The sequence below is a fragment of the Inquilinus limosus MP06 genome (assembly GCF_000767795.1).
GTDB lineage: Bacteria > Pseudomonadota > Alphaproteobacteria > DSM-16000 > Inquilinaceae > Inquilinus > Inquilinus limosus_E.
The window spans coordinates 1-9,560 of record NZ_JANX01000208.1 but is presented as its reverse complement, the minus strand read 5'-3'; the positions used below and the strand labels follow the sequence as shown (position 1 = coordinate 9,560).

Below are 9,560 nucleotides of genomic sequence, written 5' to 3'. Positions count from 1 at the left end.
CCCGGCACGCCGTCGGCCTGCGGCAGGCCGGTGGCGATGTAGACCTGCGGGTCCCGGCCGATCACATATTCCAGGCTGAGCACCCCGCCCCCGGCATCCGGGAACCGGTCCGCGGCGATGTTGCGGCCGCCAACCAGCGACACCAGCTCGCCCAGCCCGGTCTCACCGAACGCCCAGCAGCAATCGTCCGGCTGTGGATAGGCGTGCATCAGCACGGCCGGGCCGGGTTCCGGATGGGCGGCCATGCGCCGGCGGATGCGGTCCAGCCGCGCCTCCCAGAAATCGGCGAAGGCGTTGGCCCGGTCCTCCCGGCCCAGCACGCGGCCCAGCAGCCGGATGCCCGGCGCCGTGTTTGCCAGCGGCCGACGGTTGAAATCGACCACCACCGCCGGCACACCGGCCGCGGTCAGCCGGTCCAGGATCATTCGCCCCTGCTCCGTCTCCGCCTGCCAGGCGCCGAAGATGGCGAGATCGGCCCCTACGGTCAGCGACTTCTCCAGCGAGAAGCTGTCATCCGTGCCGCCGCCGACCACCGGCACCTCGGCCAGGCGCGGGAACCGGGCCAGGAAGGCGGCGTAGAGGCCGGGATCATATTGCCGCGTGTCGTCGGCCCAGCCGGCGAGCAGCGACACCGGGTCGGGGTCGACCAACGCCAGCGCCACCAGGTTAATGCCGGCGCCCAGCAGCACCGCCCGCGGCTGATGCGGCACCGTCACCTGCCGGCCGGCGGCGTCGGTCACGGTCACCGGCCAGCCCGCCCGGGCCGGCAGGACGAAGAGACAGGTCAGCAGCAGGAGGGCGCAGGCCAGCGCCTTGGATCGGCTCATGAATTTGTCCTGGTCACGTTCCCATTCGAACTAGACGAGAATGAGAATTAGTGTCAATTAGCGCGACATCGCGCCCTTGGCAACCCTGCCGCCCTTCCCCGCAACCGGAGCCCATCCCACCGATGCGACATCGACCCAGCCCCCGCGCCTGCCTCCTCCTCGGGCTGCTCGCCACCACGGCGCTCGCGCCGACGCCGACCCTCGCCCAGGCCGAGGCGCAGGGACCGGCCGGCGACGCGGGAGTGACGCTGGCCCCGATCGTGGTGCAGGGCGGCGCGGAGACGCCGACCACAGAAGTGCGGGGCTTCACCGCCACGACCAGCGCCAGCGCCACCAAGACCGACACGCCGCTGCTCGAGACGCCGCAGTCGATTTCGGTCGTCACCCGCGGCCAGCTGGATGCCCGCAACGCGCAGAGCCTGCAGGAGGCGCTGGCCTACACCCCCGGCATCCTGACCGGCCTCTACGGCTTCTCGCCGCGGCTCGACCAGTTCTGGATCCGCGGCTTCGACGCCGCCTATTTCGGCATCTTCCGCGACGGGCTGCGGCAGCCGACCGGCCAGGTCTTCGCCGGTATCCGCACCGAGCCCTACGGCCTGGCGGCCATCAACGTGCTGCGCGGCCCGGCCTCGGCCAATTACGGCCTGTCCTCGCCCGCCGGGCTGGTCGACCTGGTCACCAAGCGCCCGCCGGACCAGCCGCTGCGCGAGGCCGAGCTGCAATTCGGCAACCATGACCGCTATCAGGGCCAGTTCGACCTGGGCGGCCCGCTGGACGACGAGAACCGGTTCTCCTGGCGCCTGACCGGCCTGTTCCGCGACAGCGACACCCAGATGCCGGCGGTGCCGGATGACCGCGCCTATATCGCCCCGGCCTTCACCTGGCGGCCGAACGAGGACACCACGGTCACCTTCCTCGGCGCCTACCAGAAGGACAAGACCGGCGGCAGCCTGTTCAACTACTACTCGCCGGCCACGGGCCTGCTCGACATCCGCACCGCGGATCCGGCCTGGAACGATCTGGACATGGAGAGCGTGCGCGCCGGCTACCAGATCGAGCACCGGGTCGACGACGCTCTGACGCTGCGGCAGAGCTTCCGCTACGCCCATGTCGATGCCAACACCCGCTACGTCTACATCACCGGCCTGTCCGACGACGGCAACACCGTGTTCCGCCGCGCCGGCCAGGACCGCGAGAGCCTGGACACGGTGTCGGTCGACAACCAGGCGCAGCTGCGCTTCAACACCGGGCCGGTGCAGCACACCCTGCTGGCCGGCGTGGACTACACCTTCCTCGACACCACCCATATCGCGGGCGACGGGCCGGCGCCGGACCTCGATCTGGTCACGCAGAACTACGGCAAGCAGCACATCAGCCAGCCACCAGTCTACGCCCGCACCCTGCAGCAGCAGCAGCAGATCGGCGTCTATCTGCAGGACCAGATCCGCTTCGGCGGCTGGCTGCTGACGCTGAGCGGCCGGCATGACTGGCTCAAGACCACCAGCCGGGAACGTCTCGCCGGCACCGAGCAGGACGCCTCCGACAGCGCCTTCACCGGCCGCGTCGGCCTGAGCTACGTCACCGATTTCGGCCTCGCGCCCTATGTCTCCTACGCCACCTCCTTCACCCCGAACACGGGGACGGACTGGCAGGGCCGCCTGTTCAAGCCGACGACCGGGGAGCAGATCGAGGCCGGCATCAAGGTCCAGCCCGAAGGGCTGAACAGCCTGATCACCGCTTCGGTGTTCCAGATGACGCAGGAGAACGGGCTGATTGCGGACTCGGCCCATGTCAACTACAGGGCCGCCCGCGGCGAGGTGCGGGTGCGCGGCATCGAGCTGGAGGGCCTCGCCGATCTCGGCGACGGGCTGAGCCTGCAGCTCGCCTACACCTATCTCGACCCCGAGGTCACCGAAGGCACGGAGGCGACCGAGGGCAAGGACCCGTCCGGCATCCCGAACCACATCGTCTCCGCCTGGGCCGACTACCGGGTGCCGGACCGGATCGTGCCGGGGCTTAGCCTGGGCGCCGGCGTGCGCTATATCGGGTCGAGCTATCGCGACGACGACAACTCGACCGGCCGCAACGACGCCGTGACGCTGTTCGACGCCGCCATCCGCTACGATCTCGGCGCGATCGAGCCGCGGCTGGACGGGCTGCAGCTGGCGGTCAACGCCACCAACCTGTTCGACCGCGACTACACCACCTGCGCCCAGGGCTATTGCTACGAGGGCCTGGGCCAGACGGTGATCGGCAGCATCAAGTATCGGTGGTGACGCGCTGAAGGGCCGGCGCCAGCCCCCTCACCCTCCCTCTCCCCAAGGAGAGGGAAACATCACCTCTCCTTGGGGAGAGGCCGAAATCGCGCAGCGATTTCGGGTGAGGGGGGCTCCGGCGGCACCGTCCGGCCGGCTGCCGGGCAGAAACAGAAAGGGGCGCGTCCCGCTTCCGAGACGCGCCCCTGGGGTGGCTCAGCTCAACTTCAGGCCGCCGCCGCCTTCGGTTCCTTCCGGACCTCGGCCGAGTAGGCGTCGATCATGGCCTTGCAGATCTGGCCCGGGGTGAAGCGGTGCGGGCCGATCTCACCGACCGGGGTGATCTCGGCCGCGGTGCCGGTCAGGAACACTTCCGTGCCCTTCGCCAGCTCGTCCGGCTGGATGTGCCGCTCGACCACCTCGATGCCGTTGCGGCGCGCCAGCTCGATCGCGGTCTGGCGGGTGATGCCGTTGAGGAAGCAGTCGGCGGTCGGCGTGTGCAGCTTGCCGTCGATGGCGATGAAGACGTTCGCGCCGGTCGCCTCGGCGACATAGCCGCGATAGTCGTACATCAGCGCGTCCTGGTAGCCCGCGGCCTCGGCCTTGTGCTTGGCCAGGGTGCAGATCATGTACAGCCCGGCCGCCTTGGCGTGCACCGGGGCGGACTCCGGCGACGGGCGGCGCCAGTCGGACAGGGTCAGGCGGATCCCCTTCATCTTGGCCTCGGCCGAGAAGTAGCTCGGCCATTCCCACACCGCGATGGCGACATGGATGGTGTTGGCCTGGGCCGAGACACCCATCATCTCCGACCCGCGCCAGGCGACCGGGCGGATATAGGCATCGGTCAGGCCGTTCTTCTCAAGGGTCAGCGCCTTTGCCGCATCCAGCTCCGCCGTGCTGAAGGGCAGCTTCATGCCCAGCGTGGTGGCCGAGAACTCCAGCCGCTTCGAGTGCTCCGTGCCCTTGAAGATCCGGCCGTTGTAAGCCCGCTCCCCTTCGAATACAGAACTGGCGTAGTGTAGGCCGTGAGTCAGGACGTGGATGTTGGCGCTACGCCATTCGACCAGCTTGCCGTCCATCCATATCCAGCCGTCACGGTCGTGGAAGGGAGGAGTCGTCGACATGATGGGCCTTTCCCGCATTGTCATTTGTGTCGCCGTCGGACCGTGAGCGGTAACATTCGGGGTCAAAACAAGTCAACATGGCTGACATAAAATCGCCCGTGAACCCGCTCTTCCTCCGCGAGGAGGAGATCCGCCAAGGCATCGAACTGCTATTCTACGCCTATCGCGGCTTCACTGCCGAGCCCGATGCGCTGCTCGCAACCCTGGGTCTCGGCCGGGCCCATCACCGTGCGCTTTATTTCATCGGGCGGCATCCGGAGATCACAGTCAGTGCGCTGCTGGCGATCCTGCGCATCACCAAGCAGAGCCTGGGCCGAGTCCTGAACGAGCTGGTCGAGCGCGGCTATGTCGAACAGCAGCAGGGCCAGCGCGACCGGCGGCAGCGCCTGCTGACCCTGACCGACAAGGGCGAGGGGCTGGAGCGGCAGCTGTTCGAGAGCCAGCGCAAGCTGATCGGCCAAGCCTACCGCAATGCCGGGGCGGAGGCGGTGGACGGCTTCCGCAAGGTGCTGGAGGGGCTGATCGCGCTGAGCGAGCCGACGGCGCTGGAGGAGGAGCCGGACGCGCCGGCCGCCGCCCCCCGTGTCGCCAGCCGGTAGACGCCGATGACGATGGCCGCCGACGAGCCCGCCCACATCCTGGTCGTCGAGGACGACCGCCGGGTCCGCGAGCTGCTGCGCAAATACCTGATGGAGAACGGTTTCCTGGTCACCGCCGCGGTCGACGCCGCGGATGCGCGGGAGAAGCTGGCGGCGATCGCCTTCGACCTGCTGGTGCTGGACGTGATGATGCCGGGCGAGACCGGGCTGCAGCTGACCGCCGACCTGCGCCAGCGCATGAGCACGCCGATCCTGCTGCTGACCGCGCGCGGCGAGCCGGAGGACCGCATCGCCGGGCTGGAGAGCGGCGCCGACGACTACCTGCCGAAGCCGTTCGAGCCGCGCGAGCTGGTGCTGCGCATCAACAGCATCCTGCGCCGCCTGGCCCCGCCGCCGCCCCGCGCCACCGGCACCATCCGGCTGGGCGCCTTCACCTTCGACATCGAGCGCGGCGAATTGCTGCAGGAGGGCGAGCGCGTGCGCCTGACCACCGGCGAGGAGAACCTGCTGCGCATCCTGGCCCAGCATGCCGGCGAGACCGTGTCGCGCGAGGCGCTGACCGAATCCGGCACCATCGACGGCGGCGTCCGGGCGGTCGACGTGCAGGTGACGCGGCTTCGGCGTAAGATCGAGCCCGACCCGCGCCTGCCCCGCTATCTCCATACCGTGCGCGGCGAAGGCTATGTGCTGAGACCCGACGGATGATGCGCGCCCCCGCCCTGCCCCGGCTGTCCACCCCCCTCCGGCTGCGGGCGAGGATCAAGAGGTTCCTGCCGCGGACCCTGTTCGGCCGGGCGCTGGTGATCATCGTCACGCCGATGATCCTGGCCCAGGCGATCTCGACCTACGTCTTCTTCGGCCGCCACATCGACGTGATCACCACGACGATGGCCCGCACCGTCTCCGGCGAGATCGGCCTGACCATCGACGAGATCGGCGGCGGCATGACCCCGATCGCCCGCGCCGCCGTGTTCAGCCGGGCGCAGCGGAACACCGGGCTGGTCTACAGCTTCGACCCCGGCGTCGAGCTGGGGTCGACCAGCGGCGATGCCCTGGATGAGGGCCAGCGCGCCCTGGCCCGGGGCATTCGGGCGTCGCAGCCCTACGACTTCACCATCCAATCCGGCGACGAGAACGACACCGACGTCGTCCGGATGCAGCTGTCCGACGGCGTGCTGACGGTCGAAGTTCCGTCCAAGCGGCTGTCCAGCTTCACCACCAACCTGTTCTACCTGTCGATGCTGGGGTCGACGGTGATCCTGTCGGCCGTCGCCATCATCTTCATGCGCAACCAGCTGCGCCCGATCCGGCGCCTCGCCATCGCCGCCGACCGCTTCGGCAAGGGCCGCGACATGCCGGGGTTCCGGCCGCATGGGGCGGAGGAGATCCGCCAGGCCTCCGAGGCCTTCATCGACATGCGCGACCGCATCCGCCGCCAGATCCAGCAGCGCACCGAGATGCTGGCTGGCGTCAGCCACGACCTGCGCACGCCGCTGACCCGGATGAAGCTGCAACTCGCCATGCTCGGCGACGGGCCCGACATCGACGAGCTGCGCGCCGATGTTGAGGAGATGCGGCAGATGATCGATGCCTACCTCGCCTTCGCCCGCGGCGAGGGCACCGAGGAGGCGACGCCGACCGACCTCTCCGCCTTCCTTGAGGAGGTGGTGGTGGCGGCGCGGCGGGAAGGCGCCGACATCGCCTTCGACGCGCCGGAGAGCCAGGTGCTGCCGCTGCGGCGCGAGGCGATGCGACGCTGCCTGGCGAACCTGCTGTCGAATGCGCGGCGGCACGCGCGGCACATCTGGCTGTCGGTCATCCAGGACGAGCACGCCGTCGCCCTGGTGGTGGACGATGACGGCCCGGGCATCCCGCCGGACCAGCGCGAGGAGGCGATGAAGCCCTTCGTCCGGCTGGACGAATCGCGCAACCAGGAGACCGGCGGCACCGGGCTGGGCCTCGCCATCGCCCGCGACGTGGCGCGGCGGCACGGCGGCGACCTGATGCTGTCGACCTCGCCGATGGGCGGGCTGCGCTGCACGGTGCGCCTGCCGCTCTGACCCTGGGAGGGAGACCGATGGGCCGGCTGCGGGAGATCGTGTTCGAAAGCCGTTCGGCGCCGGCCCTGGCCCGATTCTGGGCCGCGGCGCTCGACGGCTATGCCGTGCGCCCCTACGACCGGGCGGAGATCGAGCGCCTGGCCGCGCTGGGCCTGACGCCGGAGACCGACCCCGTCGTCCTGGTCGACGGACCGGGCCCCAGCCTGTGCTTCCACCAGGTGCCGGGGCGCGACTACACGAACAACCGCGTCCATCTCGACATCACCGCAGCGGATCGCGCCGCCGAGGTGCGGCGCCTGCTGAGCCTCGGCGCCAGGGTCCAGCGCGAGGCCGATGGCTACACGGTGATGGTCGATCCGGAAGAGAACCAGTTCTGCGTTTTCGAGACGCGGACGGGATGATTGCCGGCGCGGGGCCGCCGGCCCCGCCGACCCGAAGGTCCCGCTCAGAAGTTGAGCCGGACGCGATAGCTCCGCGGCAGGTCCACCGCCTGCAGATCGAAGATCATGTCGTTGTTCGACGCGCGACAAATCATGCACGATCCACGATGCATGATTGACTCATTCCCGCCCGGGCCGCTATCAGGCCGGTGTATCCGGGGAGGATCGTCATGCCGCCGAAAGCCGCCATCTCCCGCGTTGCCTTGGCCGACCAGGTCATGCGGGTGCTGCAGGAGCGCATCCTCGACCGGGTCTATGAACCGGGCGCGCGGCTGAACATCGATGCCCTGTCGCGTGAGCTGGAGGTCAGCTCGTCGCCGATCCGCGAGGCGTTGACGCGCCTCGCCGCGGACGGGCTGGTCGCCGCCTCCTCCTTCGCCGGCTTCTCGGTGGCGCCGGTACCGCCGCGCGACTGGTTCGAGCAGCTGCTGGCCTATCGCGTCCTGGCCGAGGGCTGGGCCGCGCGGCAGGTGGCGCGCCGCCGCCCGGCCGCCGCGATCGGGCGGATGCGCGAGAGCCTGGAGGCGATGGAGGGCGGCCGGCTCGGCCGTAAGGCCCGCGACTACCTGACCGCCAACCAGGCCGACCAGGCCTTCCACGAAGCCATGCTGGACGGTGCCGGCAACGAGATCCTGGCCCGCAGCGTGCGCGACCTGCATCCCCACCTGCACCACGCCCGGCTGTTCGCCAAGGTGCCGCAGGACATCGCCCCGACGATCATCGAGCACCAGGCCATCCTGGCCGCCATCGAGACGGGCGACGAGGACGGCGCGGCCGCCGCCCTGGAGCGGCATCTGCGCGCCTCCTGGCGGCGCTATGACGGCTGGACGGCCGACGAACCGGCCTGACCGGCCATCCCTTCTCACCGCAGAGGACATCCCCCGTGGCCAAGATCGTTTCCGTCGAGATCCTGCAGGCCGACCTGAAGCCCAAGGTCAAGCGCACCGACGCGGTGCAGGCCTTCGAGCTGCAGGAGACGCCGATGGTCCGCATCACCGACGCGGACGGCGCCGTCGGCACCGGTTACAGCTACACCATCGGCACCGGCGGCTCCTCCGTCGCCCGGCTGCTGGACGACCACCTGGCGCCGCTCCTGATCGGCCGGGAGGCCGACGATATCGAGCGGATCTGGCGCGACCTGTTCTACCGCGTCCACGCCACCACGGTCGGGGCCCTGACCTCGATCGCGCTGGCCGCCATCGACACGGCGCTGTGGGACCTGCGCAGCCGCCGCACCGGCATCCCGCTGCACCGGCTGGCCGGCGGCGCCAAGGACAGCATCCAGCTCTACTACACCGAGGGCGGCTGGCTGCACCTGGACCAGGCGGCGCTGGTCGAGGAGGCGCTGCAGGCCAAGGAGAAGGGCTTCGGCGGCACCAAGGTGAAGGTCGGCCGGCCGCATGTGGCCGAGGACATGGCCCGGCTGTCGGCCGTGCGCGAGCAGGTCGGCGACGCCTGGGAGATCATGACCGACGCCAACCAGGGATTCACCCTGGACGAGGCGGTGCGCCGGGTGCGCCGCTTCCAGGAGGTCGGCATCGCCTGGTTCGAGGAGCCGATCCACGCCGACGACGTCCGCGCCCATCAGCGGCTGGCGGCGTCGACCAGCGTGCCGATCGCGGTCGGCGAGTCGATGTACAGCATCTCCCAGTTCAAGGACTACCTGCAGAGCGACGCCTGCTCGATCGTCCAGGTCGATGTCGGTCGCATCGGCGGCATCACCCCCTGGCTGAAGGTCGCCCATATGGCGGAGGCCTTCAACGTGCCGGTCTGCCCGCATTTCCTGATGGAGCTGCACCTGCCGCTGTGCTGCGCCGTGCCGAACAGCCGCTGGCTGGAATACATCCCGCAGCTCGACCTCGTCACCACCGAGGACATCCGGATCGAGAACGGCCGCGCCATCCCGTCGGACAAGCCGGGGCTGGGCATCGAATGGGATTGGGAGGCGCTGGACCGCGTCATCGTCCACCGCAACCGGCACACCAGCTGATGGCGGATCTCTATGATGCCCAAGCACTGGCCAGCTTCGCCCGCACCCTGCTGGGCAAGGCCGGCATGCCGGCCGACAAGGCGGCGGATGTCGCCGAGGTGCTGGTCGAGGGCGACTGCCTGGGCAAGACCACCCACGGCCTGGCCCTGCTGCCGCATTACCTGCGCGAGATCGACTCCGGCGGCATGCGGCTGGACGGCGACCCGGCGGTGGTCAATGACCTGGGCGCCTGCCTGACCTGGGACGGGCGCAAGCTGCCCGGCCC

At 69.8% G+C, this 9,560-nt stretch carries 10 protein-coding genes; 8 read left to right on the top strand and 2 right to left on the bottom strand.

Going from position 1 to position 9,560, the window contains the following annotated elements; genetic code table 11:
* Positions 1-827: ABC transporter substrate-binding protein (locus P409_RS16980; protein WP_034839837.1), on the bottom strand; the 827-nt coding region annotated here is incomplete at its 3' end.
* Between the two features lie 122 nt (positions 828-949).
* Here P409_RS16980 and P409_RS16975 point away from each other — a divergent pair.
* Positions 950-3,103, top strand: a complete 2,154-nt coding sequence (locus P409_RS16975) for a TonB-dependent siderophore receptor (RefSeq protein WP_052120801.1) — start codon at positions 950-952, stop codon at positions 3,101-3,103.
* 206 nt (positions 3,104-3,309) lie between these two features.
* Here P409_RS16975 and P409_RS16970 read toward each other — a convergent pair whose 3' ends face one another.
* Positions 3,310-4,206 (bottom strand): branched-chain amino acid aminotransferase, encoded by an 897-nt coding sequence (locus P409_RS16970; protein ID WP_034839834.1) that lies wholly within the window; start codon positions 4,204-4,206, stop codon positions 3,310-3,312.
* 77 nt (positions 4,207-4,283) lie between these two features.
* On the opposite strand from P409_RS16970, the gene P409_RS16965 reads away from it, so the two are divergent.
* The 7 genes from P409_RS16965 to P409_RS16935 form a co-directional block, all read left to right on the top strand.
* On the top strand, positions 4,284-4,805 hold the full coding sequence (locus tag P409_RS16965; protein ID WP_034839830.1) for a MarR family winged helix-turn-helix transcriptional regulator: 522 nt from the start codon (positions 4,284-4,286) through the stop codon (positions 4,803-4,805).
* Positions 4,806-4,817: 12 nt separating this feature from the next.
* On the top strand, positions 4,818-5,510 hold the full coding sequence (locus tag P409_RS16960) for a response regulator (protein ID WP_052120799.1): 693 nt from the start codon (positions 4,818-4,820) through the stop codon (positions 5,508-5,510).
* The gene (locus P409_RS16955; protein ID WP_152613422.1) at positions 5,507-6,865 is read left to right on the top strand and encodes an ATP-binding protein; all 1,359 of its coding nucleotides are present in this window, start codon (positions 5,507-5,509) and stop codon (positions 6,863-6,865) included. The genes P409_RS16960 and P409_RS16955 overlap by 4 nt, the downstream gene beginning before the upstream one ends.
* A 17-nt stretch (positions 6,866-6,882) precedes the next feature.
* On the top strand, positions 6,883-7,266 hold the full coding sequence (locus P409_RS16950; protein ID WP_034839821.1) for a VOC family protein: 384 nt from the start codon (positions 6,883-6,885) through the stop codon (positions 7,264-7,266).
* Positions 7,267-7,475: 209 nt separating this feature from the next.
* The gene (locus tag P409_RS16945) at positions 7,476-8,153 is read left to right on the top strand and encodes a GntR family transcriptional regulator (RefSeq protein WP_034839818.1); all 678 of its coding nucleotides are present in this window, start codon (positions 7,476-7,478) and stop codon (positions 8,151-8,153) included.
* 35 nt (positions 8,154-8,188) lie between these two features.
* On the top strand, positions 8,189-9,295 hold the full coding sequence (locus P409_RS16940; RefSeq protein ID WP_034839814.1) for a mandelate racemase/muconate lactonizing enzyme family protein: 1,107 nt from the start codon (positions 8,189-8,191) through the stop codon (positions 9,293-9,295).
* Positions 9,295-9,560, top strand: a 266-nt coding sequence (locus tag P409_RS16935; protein WP_034839810.1) for an Ldh family oxidoreductase, incomplete at its 3' end; no start/stop codon positions are given. The genes P409_RS16940 and P409_RS16935, both read left to right, overlap by 1 nt.